Source organism: Pseudaestuariivita atlantica, from assembly GCF_001205715.1.
Taxonomy (GTDB): domain Bacteria; phylum Pseudomonadota; class Alphaproteobacteria; order Rhodobacterales; family Rhodobacteraceae; genus Pseudaestuariivita; species Pseudaestuariivita atlantica.
Genome location: NZ_AQQZ01000015.1, coordinates 1 through 22,881, shown reverse-complemented (window position 1 = coordinate 22,881; position 22,881 = coordinate 1). Strand labels below are relative to the sequence as shown.

The 22,881-nt window shown below is 65.7% G+C and carries 13 protein-coding genes; 12 read left to right on the top strand and 1 reads right to left on the bottom strand.

The window, feature by feature from the left end:
* Positions 1-10 precede the first annotated feature (10 nt).
* Genes urtC through urtE form a run of 3 tightly spaced genes read left to right on the top strand, consistent with a single transcriptional unit; the run spans position 11 to position 2,595 of the window.
* Positions 11-1,159 carry an urea ABC transporter permease subunit UrtC gene (gene urtC, locus ATO11_RS19055; RefSeq protein ID WP_050532520.1) on the top strand — a complete coding sequence of 383 codons (1,149 nt, stop codon included), beginning with the start codon at positions 11-13 and terminating at the stop codon, positions 1,157-1,159.
* Positions 1,156-1,896: an urea ABC transporter ATP-binding protein UrtD gene (gene urtD, locus ATO11_RS19050; RefSeq protein WP_050532519.1), complete on the top strand. Its 741-nt coding sequence runs from the start codon at positions 1,156-1,158 to the stop codon at positions 1,894-1,896. The genes urtC and urtD overlap by 4 nt, the downstream gene beginning before the upstream one ends.
* Positions 1,897-1,899: 3 nt before the next feature.
* Positions 1,900-2,595 (top strand): urea ABC transporter ATP-binding subunit UrtE, encoded by a 696-nt coding sequence (gene urtE, locus ATO11_RS19045; RefSeq protein ID WP_050532518.1) that lies wholly within the window; start codon positions 1,900-1,902, stop codon positions 2,593-2,595.
* 12 nt (positions 2,596-2,607) lie between these two features.
* Here the strand turns inward: urtE and ATO11_RS19040 are convergent, their stop codons facing one another.
* The gene (locus ATO11_RS19040) at positions 2,608-3,390 is read right to left on the bottom strand and encodes a MauE/DoxX family redox-associated membrane protein (protein WP_242601467.1); all 783 of its coding nucleotides are present in this window, start codon (positions 3,388-3,390) and stop codon (positions 2,608-2,610) included.
* 153 nt (positions 3,391-3,543) lie between these two features.
* On the opposite strand from ATO11_RS19040, the gene ATO11_RS19035 reads away from it, so the two are divergent.
* From ATO11_RS19035 to ATO11_RS18995, 9 genes are all read left to right on the top strand, one after another.
* A complete protein-coding gene (locus tag ATO11_RS19035; protein ID WP_050532516.1) occupies positions 3,544-3,816 on the top strand; it encodes a metal-sensitive transcriptional regulator in 273 nt (90 codons plus the stop codon).
* Positions 3,817-3,923: 107 nt separating this feature from the next.
* The gene (locus tag ATO11_RS19030) at positions 3,924-5,489 is read left to right on the top strand and encodes a sulfatase family protein (protein ID WP_050532515.1); all 1,566 of its coding nucleotides are present in this window, start codon (positions 3,924-3,926) and stop codon (positions 5,487-5,489) included.
* Positions 5,490-5,757: 268 nt separating this feature from the next.
* Complete coding sequence (locus ATO11_RS19025; RefSeq protein WP_134643171.1) at positions 5,758-9,624, top strand: DUF6603 domain-containing protein; 3,867 nt, start codon at positions 5,758-5,760, stop codon at positions 9,622-9,624.
* 53 nt (positions 9,625-9,677) lie between these two features.
* Positions 9,678-12,800, top strand: coding sequence for an autotransporter outer membrane beta-barrel domain-containing protein (locus tag ATO11_RS19020; RefSeq protein WP_050532513.1), 3,123 nt, complete (start codon positions 9,678-9,680; stop codon positions 12,798-12,800).
* 9 nt (positions 12,801-12,809) lie between these two features.
* Positions 12,810-16,886 carry a hypothetical protein gene (locus ATO11_RS19015; RefSeq protein ID WP_050532512.1) on the top strand — a complete coding sequence of 1,359 codons (4,077 nt, stop codon included), beginning with the start codon at positions 12,810-12,812 and terminating at the stop codon, positions 16,884-16,886.
* A 52-nt stretch (positions 16,887-16,938) separates the two neighbouring features.
* Positions 16,939-18,819, top strand: a complete 1,881-nt coding sequence (locus tag ATO11_RS19010; RefSeq protein WP_050532511.1) for a hypothetical protein — start codon at positions 16,939-16,941, stop codon at positions 18,817-18,819.
* On the top strand, positions 18,816-20,741 hold the full coding sequence (locus tag ATO11_RS19005) for a hypothetical protein (protein WP_050532510.1): 1,926 nt from the start codon (positions 18,816-18,818) through the stop codon (positions 20,739-20,741). Before ATO11_RS19010 ends, ATO11_RS19005 begins: the two co-directional genes overlap by 4 nt.
* The gene (locus ATO11_RS19000; RefSeq protein WP_050532509.1) at positions 20,734-22,221 is read left to right on the top strand and encodes a hypothetical protein; all 1,488 of its coding nucleotides are present in this window, start codon (positions 20,734-20,736) and stop codon (positions 22,219-22,221) included. Before ATO11_RS19005 ends, ATO11_RS19000 begins: the two co-directional genes overlap by 8 nt.
* A 397-nt stretch (positions 22,222-22,618) precedes the next feature.
* Positions 22,619-22,881: hypothetical protein (locus tag ATO11_RS18995; RefSeq protein ID WP_134643170.1), on the top strand; the 263-nt coding region annotated here is incomplete at its 3' end.

The following is a 22,881-nucleotide window of genomic DNA, read 5'->3' as shown; positions in this document are numbered from 1 at the left end:
ACCTTTCGTGATGCGTCACCCCTCGGTCCTGTGGTTCCTGCTGGCACTGTCCGCCTTCACCCTCGGCGTCACATTCCTGTCCGACGCCTTCGGGATCGGGCTTTTGTCCACCAGCTTCGTCAAGACGCTGGGCAAGACGCTCTGCCTCTGCCTCGTCGCCATCGCGATGGACGTGGTCTGGGGCTATTGCGGGATCCTGTCGCTTGGGCATTTCGCCTTCTTCGGGATCGGCGGCTACGCCATCGGCATGTGGCTGATGTACGCGCGGACCGAACGGATCGTCGAAGCATCCCTCGCCGAGGCCCCGCTGCCCCCCACAGAACAGGAAGTGATCGACGCGATCGGCGTGCAGATCTTCGGCGTGGTCGGCTCGTCCGAGTTTCCCGCGCTCTGGGCCTTCGCCGACAGCCTCGCCCTGCAACTCCTGATGGTCGCGCTGGTGCCGGGGCTTCTGGCGCTGGTCTTCGGCTGGCTCGCCTTCCGCAGCCGCGTGACCGGCGTCTACCTGTCGATCCTGACGCAGGCGATGACACTCGCCCTGTCGCTCTACCTTTTCCAGAACGACAGCGGGTTGCGCGGCAATAACGGGCTCAGCGGGTTGCAGAACATCCCCGGTTTCGAAGCGGTGCCGCAATCGGTCATCTCCATCGTCTTCCTCTGGGCCTCGGCGCTGGCGCTGGGGCTGGGATACGTGCTCTTCGCGTGGGTCGTGTCGGGCAAGATGGGCAGCGTGATCCGAGCCATCCGCGACGACGAGGCCCGCGTGAGGTTCCTCGGCTACCACGTTGAAAGCTATAAACTCTTCGTCTTCACGCTCACCGCCATCGTGGCGGGCATCGCGGGTGCGCTCTATTACCCGCAGGCGGGCATCATCAACCCGGCAGAGATTGCCCCCATCGCGTCGATCTACCTTGCTGTCTGGGTCGCCATCGGCGGGCGCGGGCGCCTCTATGGCGCGGTGATCGGGGCGGCCTTCGTATCGCTTTTATCCAGTTGGTTCACGGGTGGAGGCGCACCGGACATCCCGCTGGGGTTCTACACCATCCAGTGGACCGACTGGTGGCTGGTCCTGCTGGGCGTCTCCTTCGTCGTCGTCACGCTGTTTTTCCCGAAAGGCATCGGCGGCCTCTTCGACCACTTGGTGAGGAAAGACCCATGACGACGCTTCTGGAAGTCTCGGGCGTGTCGGTCAGCTTCGACGGGTTCCGCGCGATCAACAACCTGTCGATCCAGATCGCCGAGCCCGAGCTGCGCGCCGTGATCGGGCCGAACGGCGCGGGCAAGACCACCTTCATGGACATCGTCACCGGCAAGACGCGACCCGACGAAGGCACCGTGATCTGGGGCGAGCGTTCGGTGTCCCTGTTGTCGATGAACGAAAGCCAGATCGCGCGGGCGGGGATCGGGCGCAAGTTCCAGAAACCCACCGTGTTCGAGGACCAGAGCGTGCGCGAGAACCTCGCCATGGCGCTGAAGAACAAGCGCGGGCCGTTCGACGTTCTGTTCCATCGCAAGACCCCGCAAGGCGGCGCGCGGATAAGGGAAATCGCCGAGGAGATCGGGCTGGCGGATGACCTGCCCCGCCGCGCGGGCGAGTTGTCCCACGGGCAGAAGCAGTGGCTGGAAATCGGGATGCTGCTGGCGCAGGACCCGCGCCTTCTGCTGGTGGACGAACCCGCCGCGGGCATGACCCCGGCGGAACGCCAGCACACCACCGACCTTCTGAAACGCGCCGCGCGGACCCGCGCGGTGGTGGTGGTGGAGCATGACATGGAATTCGTCCGCCGCCTCGGTTGCAAGGTCACGGTGCTGCACGAAGGCTCGGTCCTCGCCGAAGGCTCGCTTGACCACGTGACCGCCAACCAGGAGGTGATCGATGTCTACCTTGGGCGCTGAGCCATGCTGAAAGTCGAAGCGCTCACGCTGCATTACGGGCAAAGCCAGATCCTGCACGGCGTCGACCTTGAGGCCCATGCCGGGCAGGTCACCGCCGTGATGGGCACGAACGGCGTGGGCAAGACCTCCCTTCTGAAGGCCATCGCCGGGCGGCACCCCTATTCCGGCGGCACCGTGTCGGTGCACGGCACTGACCTGCGCCACCCCACCGCGTTCCGGGCGGCCCGCGCCGGCATCGCCTATGTCCCGCAGGGGCGCGAGGTGTTCCCGCTTCTGACGGTGGAAGAGAACCTTGAAACCGGGTTCGCCTGTCTGCCGCGCCATACACGCGCCATCCCCGACCGTATTTTCGAGCTGTTCCCGGTGCTGCACGAGATGCGCCACCGGCGGGGCGGCGACCTGTCAGGCGGTCAGCAGCAGCAACTGGCCATCGCCCGCGCGCTCATCACCCGCCCGCGCATCCTGTTGCTGGACGAGCCGACCGAAGGCATCCAGCCCAACATCATCAAGCAGATCGGACGCGTGATCGCGCAGTTGAGGGAGGAAGGCGAGATCGCCATCGTACTGGTGGAGCAGTATTTCGACTTTGCCTTCGACCTGGCCGACCGGTTCACCGCCCTGTCGCGCGGGGCGGTGATCCGGGAAGGGCCGAAGGACATGGTCGACCGGGACGCCCTGTTGCAAAGCGTCTCGATCTGACCGGGCGGCCCGTCAGGCCAGAAGCATCCAGAGCATGACCAGCGACATCGCCATCATGCCGAGGTTCTCGGTCAGCGACACGAAGCCCAGCGGCACGTTGGAATTGCCGCCCACGCAGGCGCATTTCAGCTCGCGCTTGTCGATGTAGACGGCCTTGAACACCGACACCGCGCCAATGGTCGAAATGATCAGCGCCGCCGGGGCCGACAGCCAAGAAAAGATCATGCCGGTCATCAGCACGCCCGCGCCTGTTTCCACCCACGGGTAGATATAGGCGTAGGGCACCCAGCGCCGCGCGGCCAGGTCGTAGTTGAGAAAGCCGGTGGTGAACCCTTCGATGTCGCGCAGTTTCTGCATGCCCAGAAGGATCATCGACACCGAGACAAACCAGCCCAGCGTCTGCCACGTGATCGTGCCGAGGAAGCCAAAGGACAGCGCCAGCGCCGTCGCCGCCGCCACCAGGAACAGGAAGATCACCGGCTGGTAGGTTGTCGCCTTGGGATCGTACCCGTCGAGCTTCTGGCGCAGGTCCTGGTAGCCGCCCACGCGCTCTCCATCGATCCAGATCTGCGGCGTGGTCGGCACGTCATGCGCGGCCTTGAACGCGTCGGTCTCAGTCCGCGTCGTCAAGGGACGGTCATCCACGTCATAGCCGTGGCGGCGCAGCAGGAAATGCGCCTTCAGGCCCGAAGGGCACAGGTGATCGGGCAGCACCATCCGGTAAAGGACCGCCGTCTTGCCGGTGGCGGCCTGTGCCGGGTCGGTTCGGTCGGTTTCGGTCATATCCCGTGGCATCTTTCTCTCCTTCAGGAACGGTGCGTGGCGCGCATGCTTGCGGTCCGTCGCTGTTCGGTGCATATACCCCCATAGGGTATACATTCAAGCCCCGGTCGCGGGGTTTCTCCGTTTTCACTCGACAAACCTGCCACCCTTGCTGTTGGTTCCGCCATGCACTCGAACAAGACCGCCACGCTGAAACGATTGAAGCGCCTCGAAGGACAGGTTCGGGGCGTGGCGCGCATGATCGAGGAAGACCGCTATTGCGTCGACATCCTGACGCAGATCGCGGCCGTGCGCGCGGCGCTGAAAGGTGTCGAGAAGCTGGTGGTGGACGACCATGCCGCGCATTGCATCGAGGACGCGCTCGCCTCCGGCACGCCCGAGGACCAGCGCGCGAAGTTTCTCGAACTGATCCGGTTGCTGGAAAAGGCACGGGACTAGGCCGGCTTTGCCGCCAATCGCACGACGGGACCTTTTTTGACTGGCCCGAACGGCCACCCCTGCGGCACAGTTGCGCTTGACGACACGCCGCCGGGACGAGGCACCGCATGACCAAGCGACCGAATTTCCTGTTCATCATGACCGACCAGCAGCGATCCGACTGGCTGGGATGCATGGGACACCCGGTGGTGCGGACCCCCCATATCGATGCGCTGGCCGCACGCGGCACGCTGTTCCGCGATTTCCACGCCGCCTCGCCCATCTGCATGCCGAACCGCGCGTCGTTCATGACCGGGCGGATGCCGTCGCAGCACGGGTTGCGGTACAATGGTTGCACCCTGCCCGTCACGGCGAACACCTTTGTCGATGTGCTGGCGGCTGCCGGGTACGACACCGCCGCCTTCGGCAAGAGCCACCTGCAACCCTTTACCGAGGACGACCCCCGCCACGCGCCCGACGCCCCCGACCTGCCTCCGCGCCCCGTCGAAGAGGCATGGTCCACCCCGCCCGCGCCGTCGGCGGAGGCCCCCGCCAACTTCCCCGAAGGCGGCTATACCCCGGTCAAGACGCCCTATTTCGGGTTCCAGCGGGTGGAGTTCGCGGCACGCCACGGCGCGCATGTGGGCGGGCATTACGAGCAGTGGTTCAAGGCGACCGCGCCCGACTGGAAGGCGCTGCGCGATCCGGCCAACGAGCTGCCGCACGACTACACCTGCCCCCAGGCCTACCGCACGCCGATCCCCGAAGAGCTGTATCCCACCACGTGGATCGCCGACCGCGCCATCGACTACCTGCAGGAGCCGTACCGGGGCGCGGCGCCGTTCTTTGCCTATGTCAGCTTTCCCGATCCGCACCACCCGTTCAATCCGCCGGGGCGGTACTGGGACATGTACGATCCCGCCGATTTCGACCTTTCGCTGCCGTTCGAGGCGCACCGAAACCCGCCGCCGCCGATGGCGTGGCTGGACGAGCAGTACCGCGCCGGCGGCGGCCAGTTCACGCCGCAGACGGCGACGCGGGTGGGCGCGCGGCAATTGCAGGAAGCGATGGCCCTGACCGCCGGCATGATCACCATGATCGACGACCAGGTCGGCCGCCTGATCGCCGCGCTCAAGGCCAGCGGGCAGTACGACAACACGGTGATCGTCTTCAATTCGGACCACGGCGATTACCTTGGCGATTTCGGGATGTTGCTGAAAGGCTCCCTGCCCTTCCGGTCGATCACGCAGGTGCCGATGATCTGGTCCGACCCGGCGGACCGCAGCGCGCGGGACTTCCTCGATCTCGCCTCGACCATCGACCTTGCGCCCAGCATCCTCGACCGCGCGGGGCTGACGCCCTTTCGCGGGATGCAGGGGCGCAGCTTCGTCCCCGCGCTGTCGGGTGGCAGGCACCGCGACGAGGTGCTGATCGAGTTCAATGACGGGCCCGCCAAGCTGGGCTTCGCCTCCCCGGCCCGCGTGCGCACCCTGCGCGACAAGCGCTGGCGTTTCACGATCTACGCGGGCGAGGATTGGGGGGAGTTGTACGACCTTCAGGCCGACCCGGACGAGACGCACAACCTGTGGGACGACCCCGATCACCGCGCCGTGCGCGGGGATCTGTCGCTGCGGCTGGCGCACCTCTTGACGCGGCAGATGGACGAAAGCCCCCGGTCCACCCGGATTGCCTGACGGGCAACCCTGCAACCTACGCGTCGGCCAGACCGCCCTTGCCCGTTTCGACGGCAAGCTGCCCCTGATCGCATCACTCCCCCGGCAAAGCCTCGAACATTCGGGGAGCTCCTGACATTTCCGTGCTGAAATTGCCGTGCATTGCCAGAGGCATACAACCTTGAGTGGCTTTTTTCCGAGGAATTATCTTTACCGGTGATAACTTCTGTGCCAGCCTTGACGTTAGGTCATTTGAAAATTCGATCCCGGAGGTCAGCGTCGGCACCACGTGCCGGGGTTGAAGATACTATTGCTCGATCAATCGTCTGCCATTTCGTTTCCCGCCACGGAAATCGATGCGCGCCTGAAGGATATCGGCCTGCTTGTCGGCATCCTGAAAGAGGCCGGGGACCAGCTTGAACTGAACCTCGACTGGTTCGCCGATCCGCTCCCCTATATCCGGAACATCCCCAACGACCGCGACAACCTGCTGAACTTGTTGCGTGATTTCCTCGGAGACCCGTCGGATGTCAGCCCCGATGGCAACGCGTGGTACGAGATCAACTGGAAGGGCGACAAGACGCCCGTCTACATCGTGCTGCCGAAAACCAATGAAGGCGCGACCTCGGTCGTGTCGGCGGGGCTCTATCATGCGTTCACCGAGGGCAAGCCCGTCACCATCGACGGCTATGTCACGATCCCGCTGTTCCAGCTGCCCCTGTCGGGCAAGGTGGTGGTCACGGGCGACGATGACCACCCGATCCTCCTGACGATCGAGGCCAAGTCGAAACAGAAATTCACCACCGGGTCAGAGACGTTCACGGGGCTGGCCGCGACCGGAAAGGTATACTTTTCCCAAGACCCCGAATTCGAACTGACGTTTACCGATTTCACCCCGCCCAACCCGCAATCGACGCAGACCACGCTGCAGGGATTGCTGGACGCGCTGACGCAGGTGTCGAACTGGGCCAACCCGATCCTGGCCACCGACACGGTCAAGGGCTGGACCGACACAACGATCCCGTCAACCGAGAAGAAGATCGGCGAGGTCTTCGTCGATCTGGGGCTCTTGACCAAGCCTTCCGGGTCTGGCGATCCGTTCACGTTCGGGTCGTTCGACAAGGTCAAGACGCTCGACACCGCCAAGAAGCGCGCCGAATGGCTCTTGGCCGAAGGGCTGTCGATCCTCGCCAGCCGCACCGACCCGGTCGTCAAGCTGGGCAAGGGCGGGATTTATATCACGTCCGAGGATATCTCGGACGGGGTGACGGATTACGGCCTGCGCCTGACCGTGCCGGATATCGAGGTCGGCAAGTCCAAGGACACGCCCGACGCGAAAACCAAGGACACCGCGAAGAAGCCCAACAGCCTGACGCTGCAGATCGGCAAGTATTTCACCGGCGAATCCGACGACGCGAACTGGGTCAAGCGTGCCGATCCCAAGGGCACCCATTCGAAACCCGGCGTGTCGGTCTTCGTGGTGCGCGAGGACGGCACAACGCCCAGCTTCCGCCCGCGCGTGGAACTTGTGAGCCTTGGCCTCGACTATGCCGGGGCCGAGGACACGCCGCTGGCCTCGGTCAAGGGGTTCAGCCTTGGCGGGGTCGAACCGCGCATGTACCTGTCGCTCGATTTCGCGGACCTGTCGAAAATCCCTTGGGGCGGCGGCATCCGGGCCGATCACATCGGCCTGCCGGTGGGCAACGCGACGGGTGCGTCGGGCAACCCGGTGGCGCAGAACCTCTTGTCATCGGGCGAAACCGACAAGGCGGAAGGGTCGGACAAGGAGGCCGTTGCGCCCGCGTTTTCCGCCGCCATCGCCTATATCCACGATCCCGACCAGTCGACCACGGTCAATTTCCAGCTCTATGACGACAAGGACAAGCCGACCGACACGGTAACGCTGCCGATCCAGCGCACGTTCGGGCCGCTCTTCGTCAAGACGCTGGGCATCGGGTGGGAGCAACCCAACCCCGATTACGACCTCGACCTCATCTTCAACGGGCAGGTGAAACTCGCCGCACTGGAGGTGACGCTGAAGGATCTGAGCGTCGACATCCCGCTGCGCACACCCACCGACATCTCGGCCTATTCGCTTGACCTTGAAGGGATCGATTTCGAACTGAACGCGGGGCCGGTGGAACTGGCGGGCGGGCTTTACAAGGACAAGGTGACCGTCGATGGCGCCGAGATCGTGGAATACAACGGCACCGCGCTGGTCAAGGTGGGCTCGGCCTTTTCACTGACCGCGCTTGGCAGCTGGGCCGAGGTCAGCGGGCATCCGTCGCTCTTCGTCTTCGTGCTGGTCGACGTGCCGCTTGGCGGGCCGCCCTTCTTCTTCGTCACGGGGCTGTCGGGCGGGTTCGGATACAACCGCGCGATCAAGATCCCCGAACAGGACAAGGTGCAGGAGTTCCCGCTGGTCGCGGGCATCGCCAACCCGTCGGCCGTGGGCGGCAAGGATGCAGGACCGTCAAAGGCGCTGGAGGCGATCAAGGACTACGTGCCCCCCGCGCAGGGCGTGCATTTCCTCGCCGCCGGCGTGCAGTTCACCACGTTCGAGGTGCTGACCTCCAACGCGCTTCTGATCGTGGAATTCGGCGACGAGTTCGAAATCGCACTGCTGGGCCTGTCGCGGCTGAAACTGCCGCAGACGGGGGCCACGACATTCGTCTATGTCGAACTGGGCCTGCGCGTCCTGATCCTGCCGTCCAAGGGTGAAATCCTCGCCACGCTGGCGCTGACGCCCAATTCCTACGTGCTGACGCCCGAGTGCAAGCTGACGGGCGGGTTTGCCTTTGCCGTGTGGTTCGATCCCTCGCCCTATGCGGGCGATTTCGTGGTCACGGTGGGCGGCTACTCCCCCTATTTCAAGAAGCCCGACCATTACCCGGACGAGCCGCGCCTTGGCTTCAACTGGAAGGTGTCGGACCTCGTCAACATCTCGGGCGAGAGCTATTTCGCGCTAACGCCCTCGGCGGCGATGGGGGGTGGCGCGCTGGACGTGCAGTTCCATGCCGGGCCGATCAGGGCGTGGTTCACGGCGCATGCCGATTTCCTGATCCAGTGGAAGCCCTTCCACTTCGTCGCCTCGGTCGGCGTGTCCATCGGGGTTTCTGTCACGGTGAACCTGCTGTTCATCAAGGGCACGATCAAGGTCGAGGTCGGCGCGGACGTGGCCCTGTGGGGTCCGCCACTTGGCGGCGTCGCGCATGTGCACCTGTGGATCGTGTCCTTCTCGGTCAGTTTCGGGGCCGATCAGGACACGCATCCCGACTACATCAGCTTCACCAGCTTCTCGGACCTGCTGCCGCAGGACAGCAAGGCCGAGGCGCCGCAGACCGAAGGCGTGCACGCCGCGGTCAACGACCAGCCCACGGTGCCCTTCAACAACGTGCTCAAGATCGTGCCCGTCTCGGGCCGGATGCCGGTCGACATGAAAGACGGGCGCTGGCTGGTGCGGGCCAAGGATTTCTCGTTCGACCTGAAGACCGCGTGGCCGGTGACCGAGGTGACGCTGGTGACGGGCGACGGGGAGACGTCCACGCTCGCGCCGCCAACGCTTGACCCCGCGCAGGAGGGAGCACCGCCCTGCGCACGGGAAGACGGGTATTTCGTGGGCGTGCGGCCGATGGGCGTCAACTGCGTGTCGTCCAACCTGAACCTGCAGATTACCCGCGATGCCGAGATCCAGGACATCGCGGCCACGTGGAACACGCCGCAGAACATCGCCGCCGTGCCAGAGGCGCTGTGGGGCGAACCGATCGCGGCGGGCAAGACGCCCAAGGCCGAGGCCAAGACGCTGCCGGGCCGGGTGACGGGCCTGACCGGCGTCGGAGCCAAGCTGCACCCGATGACCGGCGTCGGCCCCTTCCCCGCCGCCAACCTTGCCCGCGATCCGATCAACCCGACCGCCGCCGAAAACGACCTGCTGCCGATCCCGCAGACGGCGCAGACCGGTGCGCCGACGGTCGATCCCGGCTCGCTTGGCACGATTGCGCAAACGGCGGTCGAGACGGCGGATGCGCGGTCGGCCCTTTTCGATGCGCTGGGTGCGGCGGGCGTGAACGCCCGCACCGATGGCGACATGCAACCCTTCGTCGACGACCTCGCACGCAGTTTCGCAGGTGCGCCGATGCTGGGCAGAGTTGCGTAACACGTTCTTTTTTATCTGTTTTCCAAGGATGATATTGGTCACGAGGACGGCACATGGCTGACGAACAGGGCACCACGGTCGAAGACATCACGTTCTTCAACCGCCATATCCCGCCACTGGAAGCGGGCGATTTCGTCATCACCGCGTGGCAGGAGGTTCAAAGCACCTCGGTCGCCGAGGGCGGGGAGGAGATCCCCAAGACCCAGTTCCCCGACGGCCAGCGCCTGACGCAGACCTTTTCGGTCACGGCCCCGCGTTTCGCGCTCGACCCGTCCGAAATTCATGCCGTCTTTCCGCCGCAGGGCGGGCTTGGCGCCTATGACCAGAACCTGCCCTCGGTCGTCCTGTCGGGCGGCGCGCTGCCGTGGGAGCGGCAGATGAACACCGGTTCCGTCGATGACGGGACGCCCTACCTTGCCGTGCTGCTGGTGCGCGCGGGCGAGCTGGCCAAGCCACTGACGACCTACCGCGCCTCGGAAATCCTCGATCCCGGCCCCGGGATCCTGCCGCCGCAACTGACGCCGGAGGTGCAGGACAAGCTGGACGAGGTGACGGCGGTGCGCGTCACGGCGGGCGGGTCGGGCTATACCTCGGCCACCGTCGCGTTCAGCGGCGGCGACGGAGGTGTCGGCGCGACCGCCACCGCCGACATCGCCGACGGCGTGGTCACGGCGATTGCCGTGGATGCGGGCGGGTCGGGATATACCAGCGCGCCCATCGTCAGCATCGCGGGCGGTGGTGCCGGGTTCGCCGCGACGGCGGTGGTCACGGACGGCGCGGTCACGGCAATCCGCATCGCGTCCGGTGGCACGGGCTATCCCCAAGGGGCGGCGATCAGCATGAAGGGTGGCGGCGGGACCGGGGCCAGGGCCTCGGCCACGGTGACCGACGGCATGATCGCGGGCATCACGGTGACCGCGCCGGGCGAGTTGTACAAATCCGACCCGGAGGTCACGATCACCGGCGACGGATCGGGCGCGACGGGCGTCGCCGCCCGCGGCGTGCAGGGCCGTGCGATCGACCTGTCCACCGCCGACTTCGCCGCGCTCATGCCCCGCTACACCCCCGGCGGCACGTCCGAACCGCGCTGGCTGGCGCATGTGCGGCAGGTGTCGACCGTGGCAAAAGCCGACACGCTGGTCACAGGCGATGGCGAACACTCGGTGGTCGTGGGCAACCGGTTTCCCCTGCCCGGCCCCGGCCCGGTCGCGGCGCTCACGCTGGAGGCGACGGGCAACGGATACACCTCGCCCCCCGCCATCGCGTTCGAAGGGGGCGGCGGCAGCGGCGCCTCCGCCGTCGCGATCCTCAACGACACCGGCCAGGTCGAGGACGTGCAGATCCTCGCGGGCGGGACGGGCTATACCTCGCCGCCGACGGTGACCTTCTCGGGCGGTGGCGGGTCGGGTGCTGCGGCGGTCGCGCAGACGGCGGGCACGTGGCAGGCGCATCTTGTCAGCCTCGAAGGCTTCACCGATTTCCTTGGCGACACCCCCGACTGGACCGACCCCGCGACCAAGGAACCGGTCGACCGGGTGCGTGTCGTGTCGCTGTATAACTGGACGTTCCAGTGCCTGTCGGAATTCGGCAATTTCCGCGACCTGATGCTGAACCTCGGCGCGCCCGCGCTGGGACCCGGCGGCAAGGACGCGCTTCTCTTGCGCCTGCCCGATCCGGGGCCCGGCGACGGCTCTGCACAGGCACAGCAGGTCAGCGCGGCGCTGGCACAGGGATATACCGCGCTTGAATACCAGACGCGGTCGGGCGTCGACACGTTCGCGTGGTATCGCGGGCCGCTGACGCCCCTGCCGGTGCCGGGTTTCGACCATGACCCGTGGCAGAATGCCGGGTCCGCGATGATCTATGACGAGGCGACGGGCGTCTTCGACCAGTCCTATGCCGCGGGCTGGCAGGCGGGGCGGTTGCAGGCGCTGTCGGACCAGAACTTTGCCACCGAACTGCGCAAGTGGCGGCGGGGCGGCATCTCGCTCGCCAACCTGTTGCTGGAGCGGATCAACCAGGCGCCCTCGGGCATCCTGAAGGAAAAGCTGCCCAGCCCCAACCTTGCCAACGACGATCCCGCGACGGTGGCCGAGCTTGAGACGCTGCTGGAAAGCGATCTCTTCTCGGACGCGGTGATGGAGTATCTGACCGAGGAGTTCCGCACCTCGCTTGCGCCCAAGCTGGGGCTTGCCGATGCCGCGCCGCTGGGATCGGCGGCGACGCTGGCCTTCACGGCCCCCGAACCCGCGCCCCCGCCCAACGTGGTCGAGGCGCTGAAATCGCTCATGGCGCAACCGGCCGTGGGAACGCTTCTGCAGCAGTTGAACGGCAGCGCGCTGGCCTCGGTCGAACCGACGCCCCTGTCCTACGTGGTGGAGTGGCTGGGGCGGTTGCGGCTGATGGCGGGGCTGCCCTTTGCCCAGATGGTGCCCGACACCCGCGCCCTGCCGCCTGAATCGCTGCGCTTTTTCTACGTCGATCCGAATTACCAGTCGGCGCTGCTGGACGGGGCGCTGTCGGTGGCGATCGAGAACTCGCAGGAGGTGCTCTACCAGTCGCTGAATTACGAGTTGCTGGATCACGGCACGCTGCAGGAATCTTTCCAGACCCGCGCCAAGCTGACGGGCGCGACCGTGGCCAACCCGCAGGCCACTCCCGGCGTGCCGCTGGTCGGGTGCCTGATGCGGTCGGCGGTCGTGGCGGGCTGGCCGGGGCTGGAGGTGAAGGCCTATGCAACCTCGACCAATTCCGCCGACAACCAGCCGGTCCCGTCGAACCCGATCCAGCCCCTGCGCATCGCGCATCTCGCGCCCGAGGTGCTGTTCTGCCTCTTCCCCGAGCCGCCCGCATGGGTGGAATTCGGCGAACCGAAAGAGCAGCTGGCCTTCGGGATCGAGGACACGCAGGCGGTCGACCTGCGTTATGTGTCGGACGTGGAAGGGCACCAGACCGGTACGATCATCGCCGGCCAAAGCGTGCCCATCGCCTCCTATTTCAGGGGCGGCGACGTGGCCCGCGTGCTCGACATCGGCAAGCTGTCGGCGGGGATCGAGGCCGCGCTGACCAGCGCCTATGGCGGCACGCTGCCCAACACGTTCGACAGCGCCGATTTCGCGATCCAGATGGTCCGCTCGCCCGAGCAGATGATCTTCCAGAACCAGTCGGCCACATAGGATTTCGTCATGCCCAGCACTTCGCCCCTGTTGACGCCCATTGGCCTTGAAGCCTTGGTCGTGAATACCGCCGTCCAGAACGGCGAGGACTGGTACCGCTGGAACGTCGATTACGACAAGGTCACCCAGTTCGCCGACCCGATGCCCGACACCGGACAGACAGGCAATGCGCCCAAGGTGGGCGTGCACCTGCATTGGGCGCTGCCCAAGGCGCTGACCACGGGGACGCAGATCCGCGCGACCGGCACCGCCGCGCTGTCCGGCGATGGCGTCGGCAGCGTGGCGGTGACCAATGCCGGGTATGGCTATGTCGTGCCGCCCACCGTGACCCTGTCGGGCGGTGGCGGCAGCGGGGCCGCGGCGGTGGCCGAGTTGAAGGACGGCGCGGTTGTGGGCGTGACGGTCGTGCTGGCCGGCAAGGGCTATACCAGCGCGCCGCGGGTCGAAATCGCGCCCTCGCCCGAGGTCTGCTTCCCGCTGGTGCCAAACCGCTGGCTGGTGACGCGGTTCGACCCGCTCGAAGACCCGAAAACCGCGCGCAAGACCCGCAGCTGGATCATCGTGTCCGACGCGCTGGGCGCGGAGGGCACCGCCAACCCCTTCGTCAACCCGCATCCCGAAGAACCCGGCACGATCGAGACGACGACGATCGGCGGCTCGCACGTTCTGAGCGAATGGGAGGGCGAAAGCGGCGCCAGTGGCACCAACCTGTTCCTGCGCGCCGTGGGTCCGGGTCAGGCCACGTTCCACGCCTACCAGCCGGGGGTGATGGATGTCTTCGGCTTCTATGACGACCTTGGCACCGAGAACGGCACCAAACCCGTCCCCTTCAACGACCAGCAGCAATTCGCGTATCTCGTGGTCGGCTGGTATTCCGATCCAAAGGCTGACCCGATGCAGGGGCCGGTGACGCATTGGGGCACCGATTGCTCGGCCACGCGCACGCCATGGGCCAGCGAGGCCGATCCCGTGGCGGCATGGGACGCGTTGATGACCGACCTTGGCTGGACGCTGCGCGACCAGCCCGACACAGCCGCCGACCTGCCCGATACCAGCGTCTATCACGGGCTTCTGCATTCGGTGACGTGGTACGCCACGACCAAGCCCCCGCGCGTCAATTCCAGCCCCGACGGCATGACCGTCGCCTTTGGCCAGACCGGCCCCGACGCGCTGGCCGCGCTGGTCAAGGCAGAGGCCGCGTCGGCCGCCGAGGGCCAGCTGGAGCTGCAGGAGCTGGAAGCGCTCAACTTCAACGCGCTCAAGACGCTCGACAAGGCCGATGGCAGCGCGCAGCTGGACCTCAAGATCCGCGATGCGTGGTTCTCGGAGCTGCCGGGCGGCGTGACATGGGACGTGGTGGGCGCGACGGATACCGGCATGACGCCCCTGTCGCACGACGCGCCGGCCCCCGTCCCGCCGCTCACCCCGGCGCAGGCGGCGGCGCTGGCCACGCTGAACAGCGACCAGGCCCGGCTCGACCAGATGTCGCGCGCGCTGCAAAGCCGCAAGTACGAGCTTTACAGCGTGTGGTGGAAGCAGAACCGCGCCAAGCATACCAAGGCGTGGCAGAACTATGTCGGCAACGGCCAGCCGGTGAACAATCCCGGCGCGCAGGCGATCCTCGACCGGATCAACGAGGCGCTCGACCCCGGCAACGCGGACGGGCTCTTCGCGCAGGTCAAGGACGAGGAAGCGGCGGTTGCCAAGCTGCGCGCGACGCTTCCCGATCCGACCGATCCGCATGCCATCGCCGTCTATGCGCGCGACACGCTCAAGCTGAACCCCGAGGTGCACATCCTCAAGGCCGCGCCCGCGCCCACCTTCTACGGCGCGACGGACCCGGTGATGCTGGTGTCGGGGCTTGCCCCCTCGACCAAGCAGAAATCGCAGTTCCCGACCTACTCTGCCGAGGAAGGCTGGAACAAGAAGCTCACGGTCCGGATCACCAGCCAGACCGCGACCGGCGTGAATGCAACGATCGAGGGCAAGACCGTCCCGATCACGCCGACCTCTCCCAGCAAGGACCTCGCGGCGCTGATCCCGTCGGTCACAAGCGACGCTTTTCCGGCGCAGGTGCAATCGTCGCTGCCGAACCTCCTGACCGAGACGTTCTTTGCCGATCCGCAGAACGCGGCCACGATCATCGACGTGGGCGCCAGCGGCGATGGCGGGGATCCGGCCATCACCGCGCTGGCCGCCGCGATGGCGGCGATGACGGCGCAGATCGGCACGCCCGAACCGCCGCTCGTCGAATCCGTGGCCTTCGCCGACTGGCAGCAGGCGTGGTCGCCCGTGTTCCTTGAATGGAAGGTGTCGTACTTCGCCACGGTCGAAAAGGATCCCATCGACCACGGCGGCGGCGGGGACGACGGCCCGCTGCCCGACAACTGGCCCTTCGACCTCGAACAATGGGCGTTCGACGGCACCGGCTTTCGCTGGACGGGCGGCAACGTGCCACCCAAGAGCGGCTCCAACAGCACCTCGCTGCAACAATCCTACACGGGCCGGACCTTCCTGACGCAGCAGGGCACCTTCGCGCTGATCTCGCGCCTGCACCACTACATCCAGACCGCGCCCAAACCCGAGGAGGCGTTGCAGAAGGTCGAGGACCTGATCGAGAAGGTGGGCGAGATGAACTTCATGTCGCAGCGCCTGACGGGGCTGACGGACGCGATGACCATGCGCACGCTGGTGCCGGGCAACCCGCCCTCGCCGGACATCGCGCCGGTGATCGGGCAGGAATATTCCGAAACGCCCGATCCGTCCGACGGCAACCAGGACCTGTCCTTCGGCCCCGGCACGCCGTTCTTCTTCCCGGTGCGGGGCGGGTTCTTCGCCATCGGTGGGCTGACGGTCGTCGATGCGTTCGGCCAGTCGGTGGACCTGATGAAGGCGGGCGGCAATACCGGCAAGGGCTATCCCTTCGTCCCGATCAAGGGCGAAGGCCTCGCCCCGGCATCCGGCACCCAGATCACCGACCCGCCGCTGGCCGAGGCGCTGCAATTCTCGCCCCGGCTCGTGCAACCGGCGCGGCTGAACCTCGACTGGGTGTCGGCAGAGGATGATGACAGGGTCCTGGGGCTGGCCGCCGACGTGAACCCGGTCTGCGGCTGGATCATCCCCAACCACCTCGACGCGGGGCTTGCGGTGTACGACGCCACCGGCGGCGCGCTGGGCGAGATGATGGAATTCGCGGCGGTCACCGGCGCACCGCAGGTGGGATGGCTGCCCGCGCCCGACAGCCCCGCCGCCGTCTCCGATCCCGGCGACATTTCCAACACCCACCTGAAGAACTTCGTCGCGGGCCTTCTGGCGCGGCAGGACGAGGGCGCAGGGTTCCGCAACTTCCTTGCCGCCATCGATGAGACGCTGTGGACGGTCGACCCGCTGGGCGGGCGCGCGGACCAGAACCTCAGCGTGCTGGTGGGCCGTCCGCTTGCGGTGGTGCGTGCGCGCTACGGGCTTGAACTGGACGGGCTCGAGATGAGCAACATGAGCTGGCGCGACACGCTGCTGGATTACGGCATCGACATCGGCAAGCTGCAATTCCAGCTCAAGCTCGGCTCAACGCAACTTTATGACGACGGGCTGATGGGGTATTTCGATCCCGGCCAGACCGGCGAGGATTACACCACCTTCAACGCCGTCCACATGCCGGAAAGCCGCGGCCCGGCGACCCCGCCCTACCTGAAACAGGTAGCGCCGGGGAATTTCCTGACCTCGGCCTTCGACGGCAATTTCACCTACCTGACGATGATCCTCGATCCGCGCGGGGACATCCACGCCTTCACCGGCATCCTGCCGCACAAGACGATCACCCTGCCCGACACCTTCGTCGAAGGACCGATGCAGACCTTCCAGCTGAACTTCCGGTCCGGGCCCATCGTGACGCCGACCCAGCAGATCCGCATCCCCTACCCGACCGAACGCCACGGCTCGTGGTCCTTCGTGCAGCGCGCCTCGCCGGGGGCGGAGGAGTACCTCGTGAAATCGCTGGTGCGGACGACCGAACAGGCGCGGCTCGACACCACGCCGCCGGCGCTGGTCGAAGGCTGGCTGCGCTTCGTGCCCGAGAAGGGATCGTGAGACCACACGGGCGGGCGACCGACCCGCCGGCGGACCATCGCAAGAGACCCGCATGACACCGCAGCTGACCTATGCCATCGCCACCACGCCGGTCGCGCCGCAATGCGGCGAGCCGCTGGCGGTCGTGATCACCGCGTCGAACGAAAGCCGCCGCGCGATCACCTTGAGACAGATCGAGGTGCAGTTCGCGATCGGCACCTATGCCAAGGACCTCGCCACCGGTTTCGAAGAGACCTCCGAACACGCACCCGACGGCTGGACCATCGGCACCGATGGGGGCGTCTATACCTTCACCCCGCCGGGCGGGAGCATCACCGTCAAGGGCGGCGGGCTGGAATTCCGCATCAGCGGTATCCCGGTCAACGACGAGGCCGGATCGACCCCCGTCACCTTGATGGAGACGACCGACGGCGATCCCGCCTCGCAGGTCTGGACGCTGAACAAGCTCGAAGCGCAGGCGAGCCTCGCCAAGGTCTATATCGATCCGCCGACCGTACCCTATGGCGGCAGCGCCACGCTTTACTGGACGGCAAGCCCCGGCAGCACGGTCACGGTATCCTATGACGGGGTGACCTACGCCTCGGTCCGGGACGATCCCGAAACGCCCCTCCCCGCGGTCGGCAACTGGAGGATCGAGAACATCACCGTGCGCGAGGTGCAGGTGACCGTGAAAGCCGTCGCACAGGGCGATACCGGGTCACAGCCGTCCTTCGAATACCCCGTGGTGGGTGTTGCGCGCCCTTCCTTCCCCAGTCTGACGATCACACCCGACATGAACTCGGGCTGGAGTCGGATCGACGCCACGGTGGACAGCGCCACCGCGCACTGGTTCGACACCCCCGCCGGGCGCCTGACCGCGGGCAAGGACGAGTTGCAGTTCTGGACCCTCGACGCCACGCAGACCGTGACGGCACATGCAACCAACCCCGTTTTCACAAAGCCCACGACGCAGAGCGCACAAATCCACCGCCCGCGGCAGGGCTGGACGGCGCTGGCGGACGCGCCACGGATCGACAATCCGGCCATTACCGTGATGGATGACCAACTAGTCATCTACCCGGAAATCGGGGGCAGCAACTCGGCGACCGAGGTGGGGTTGCAGATCTTCACATCGCGCGACGGCGCGACGTGGACACCCGGCATGATCCCCGGCAATTATGCCGAACCGCTGCCGATTTCGATGTTCACCCTGGACGGCACGTTCCATGTGCGCGGATTGGGTCATGATGCCGCGCGCAACAGCGGCTGGGTGAAAGGCGCGCACAGCACCGATTTCGACACGTGGCAGGTGCAGACGCCATTCGAGGTCTACATCAAGCAGCAGGTCGACGGCCTTGCCCTCACCTATTCCGAGGGCGACGGCGCGGCGTTCGCCTGGACGCTTTACCCTGGACGCTACCGCCGGATCACCACGGTGCCCGACGCCAACGCACCGCTGAAGACCTATTTCGCGGACGTGCCGCCCGAAGCAGACCTCGAGATCACCGACTGGGTCAGGATGCTCGCGTCGACATATGTGCGGCCCACCTGGTTCAAGGGGCGCAACTACGTCTTCAAATACGGAATGATGCTGTCAGGCGCGCCAGAGGACGAGAGCCCCTTCCGCACCGAGTTCAACTGGGGAAGCAATAATCTGGACTGGCTGGGGGCGGCACCTCCAGTACCACTCGCGGCCTACAACGATACACTCCGGTTCACGCGATGGCAGGCGAACGGTACGCCGCTCGACTACAGCTATACCGGTTCGGGAGGGCTTGCGTCGCTGACGGTGAATGGCCGCGCTGCAACCAATTCCGACCGAACCACCGACTTCAGCGGCGCAGTGCCGATGGTGGCATTTCGCGGCGGGCTGTTCGCGGCGGGGCCGAACCTTGCCAGCGGGCCGGGCGATTCCGATCACACGACACGAAAAATTTGCATGAGGACGTTATGACCGACGACAACAAACCGCTTCTGGAATGGGCCGCGACGACCACTCCGAACCCGCTTGGCATCGACAATCCCGGTGCGGTCACGATCCTTGCCACCAACCTCACGCGCAAGACCATCGACCTGTCGAGCGCGACCTTCAGTTTCGACGTGGGATCCTACGGCAAGGACCTTGCCACCAGTTTCGACGGTGTCGGCACCCACGGTCCCGAAGGCTGGAATTTCGTCAACGAGGGCAGCGGCGTGTTCGGCGTCACGGTCGAGAGCGGGCACTCCCCCGCCGTCGGCGCGGACGGGTTGCAGTTCTCAATCTCGGGGATCGCGGTGAACGACAATCCCGGCACCACCATGGTCACCATCGAGGAAGTCACACCCGACAACCGCACCGCCTACAAGCAGGCACCGCTTCTCAAGGCCTATCCCGATCTCACGCTCGAAGGGCCCTTCGTCACGCCCGCCTCGGTCGATTACGGCGGCAGCGTGCAGGTGAAGTGGACCGCGACCAAGGGCGCGACGGTCACGCTGACGGTCAATGGCGAGGTGATCACGCATGTGAAGGGCAACCCGAACCTTCCCCTGCCCGCCTCTGGTTCTTACGAGCTGGACAACATCACCGAGGCCAAGACCGCGATCATCGCCACCGCCGAGTTGCAGACGCCGACGGGCAGGCAGAAGAAGGAGAAGCCCTTCATCCTCAGCCTCAACGCGCCGACGATTTCGGACTTCACGTCCAGCCGGGTCGCGGGCAAGCCCAACACGATCAGCGTCAACTGGACGGCGACCAGCGTGCAGCAGGCAACGCTCGACATCGGCAGCGAAAGTTTCGACGTGACGGGGCTGTCGACCTACGAACATGCCGGGTCGCTCTTTTCAGAGACGGTGAAGCTGACGGTGACGAACCCGGCAACCGGCGCGTCGCAGAGCGTCACGCAGCCGCCGGCCGTGGCGAATTTCGAACTGGCCTCGCCGGGGCCGGACTTGCAACCGCCCTCGTTCGCGCTCATGTGGGCGACGGACAATTTCCTCGGCCTTCTCTATACCGAGGATTTCAACGCCCCGCCCCGCGTCGCGTTCAGCCCCGACGGGCAGAACTGGACACTTGGCCCCGCCGCCCCGAACGAGGGCTCGGGCTCTTCCGGGACGGGTTATTGCCCGTCGGTGGCGACGCTGGGTGATACCGTCTACGTCCCCCAGCGAAAGTGGAACGGCTCGGACCTGACGACGGTCCTGTCGCAATTCTCGGTCTCGACCAACACGTGGGGCACCTCACAATCCATGGACTGGGTGCCGGTTGCCAACACGCTGGGCGTGACGATCGCGTCCGACGGCAATTCGACGCTTTACGCGGCCGAGATGGGCAGCTCCCTCAGCGGTTTGCGCCAGTCGACCGATCAGGGCGCGACGTGGACGGCGCTGACCCCGCCGGACGATCCGGTCGTGTCCGCCCTGTGTCCGATCAACAGCGGGCTGACATGGATCGACGGCACGCTGTACCTGTGCGGCAGCTATATCAACAAGGACAAGGCCCGCGTCTTCACCTACAACGGGGATGGTGGCTGGACCCAGCTGGCCAGCACCGGCGACTTCCCGACCTATCCCAACATCCAGCAGGTGAACTGGCGCGGATCGCTCGCAACCCTGAGCGCGCCGCTGGCGCAGTCCCGTGGCGGCGACAACACGGCAGGCGCGCTGCAATTGTTCGAATGCACGCCCGCCGGGGTCTGGTCGCAGCAGCCCGCCTCCACCACGCAATGGATCAACCAGGATACCGGGCCGCTCTTCCTTGGCCTCGCGGAGTTCAAAGACATCATCTTCTATTCCATCGGGCCCAGCAGCTATTCCGGCGGCGGCGTCTACATGTATTACGACGAACCGACCGCCCTGCCGGGCGAGTTCGGCGGCTCACCGGTCAAGACCCATGGCTGACCTGAAACTCGACTACGCGGTCACCACCGCGCCGGACCCGCTCAACACCAACACGCCCGGCCAGATCCAGATCGCCGTCACCAATCCCGGACGGGTGCGTGATCTCGAGATCGCGCAACTGTCCTTCGGCATCCTGAATGGTCTGAACGCCAAGGACCTGACCAACGATCCCACCGCGATCGAACTGGTCTACCCCAAGGGCTGGGGCCTCGACCGCACGTCGGGCAGCGAATTCGTGTTCACTCCGCTGTCGCGCAAACCCATGCCGATTGGCGGCGAAGGCCTGCTGTTCGTGCTGAACAAGATCCCGGTCAACGGCGAGCCGGGCCTCACCGATCTTTATATCATCGAGCGCGCGGGCAAGGCCGGGAAACCGCCGACCGAGGCCGGAACCTCCGTGCAACTGGCGAAGTTCCCGCAGGACTTCCGGCTTGACGCGTTCACCGCCGATCCCTCGACCGTTGGTTTCGACGATGCGACGACCCTCGCGTGGAAGGGCAGCAAGGGCGCGACCTACTCGATCAGCTATGACGACAAGGTCATCACGCATGTCAAAGGCGATCCCGACGCCAAGTTGCCGCATGACGGCACCTACCGGATCGACAACCTGCTCGAGACGACGACCTTCACGCTGGACGCGTCGCTGAAGACCAAGGCAGGATCGCTGCATGCGCGACGGCAGGCGACCGTCACGGTAGAGAAGGCGAAGATCTACCAGTTCAACGCCAACCCGCTGCTTCTGGACACCGGCCAGAAGACCCGGCTGATCTGGACGACCAACGCGGACGCGTGCGACATCTCTCCCGCGCCCGGCAAGGTCGATGCGCCCTCGGGCGCGGTCGAGGTCGCGGTGGACAAGACCACGACCTTCACGCTGACCGCCACCAAGGGCAAGAACACCGTCCAGATGGGCCGCACGATCAACGTGCGCCCGCCAAAGATCATGTCGTTCACGTCCGACGCCAAGGGCGCGGTCAAGCCGCATGACCCCGTCGTGCTGTCATGGGAGGTTGAAAGCGTCGCGACGCTGGAGCTGGACATCGACGGGACACGCCATGACGTGAAGGACAAGACGTCCTTCCAGCTGGCCCCGCAGACCCTGTCGAAATGCACGCTGGCGGCCACAGGCGACGGCCCTCCGCAATCGCGATCGCTCGACATCGCCGTCGTTCCGCCGGAATTCGGCGACATCCGCGTCAACATGGTGATCGGTGCAAGCCCGACCTTCGAATGCAACTTCAGCATCCAGTCGCGGTATTCTTCGAGCATGCGGATCGAACTGGACCAGGACGGGTTCAGTATCGACTCGGTCACCGGTTTCAACACCGTTCAGGACGACGCCTGGGTCGCCCAATTCCCGCTCAAACTGCCGGCGGCGCTGTTCTTCAAGGACAAGATGTTCACGCTAACGGCTGGCCAGATGAACGGTCAATTCGTGAAACGGGATTTTCCGATCAAGGCATACAACGTCGATCCCTGACCGGCGCAATCGGGGCCGCGATCGCGCCCCGATTGCGCCCTTTGTCGATGCCAATCCGCTGGGCCGCGAGGCTGATCCGCCATCCGTCTCCGGCAGGTCCAGACCACCCGACCGGACGGTCGGAACCCGCGCGATTCTGCGCGCGGCGCATTCGGGGTTATGTCAAAACATCGCGCCGAACTTCGCCACATTGTCGCCGCCTTCCGGCGGTTTGCCGCCGCAGGCTTTGAAAACAAACGAAACTCCACCGCGTATTTTAACATCTTTTCAATCAGTTAATTTCCGCGCGGCAAAGACCCGCCACACTTCGTAGCGCTCTCTATTTCGTGAAGGGCGGTCACATTATCCCCCAGATGTGACGGTACTTAATCCGCGCTGCAACCAACGAGGCCTGCCGATGTCGACGACCTTCGACCCTTCCACCATTCGTGCCAACCTGCTGTTTCAACGTGTGCGTGACATGACGTTCGACGGGGAGCAGGCAAGCGTTCAGGAATACGGCGCCATCCCGCGCCTGCAGGTGCCGGCCGCGACGATTTCGCTGAGCTTCGAACTGGACACGCTGTGGGGGCACCAGGCGCTGATCTCGGCGGATGTGAACGGTCATGGTTCGGGCGAGTTCACGGTCTGGATCGATGACGGGAAGCTGGTGGTTGCGAT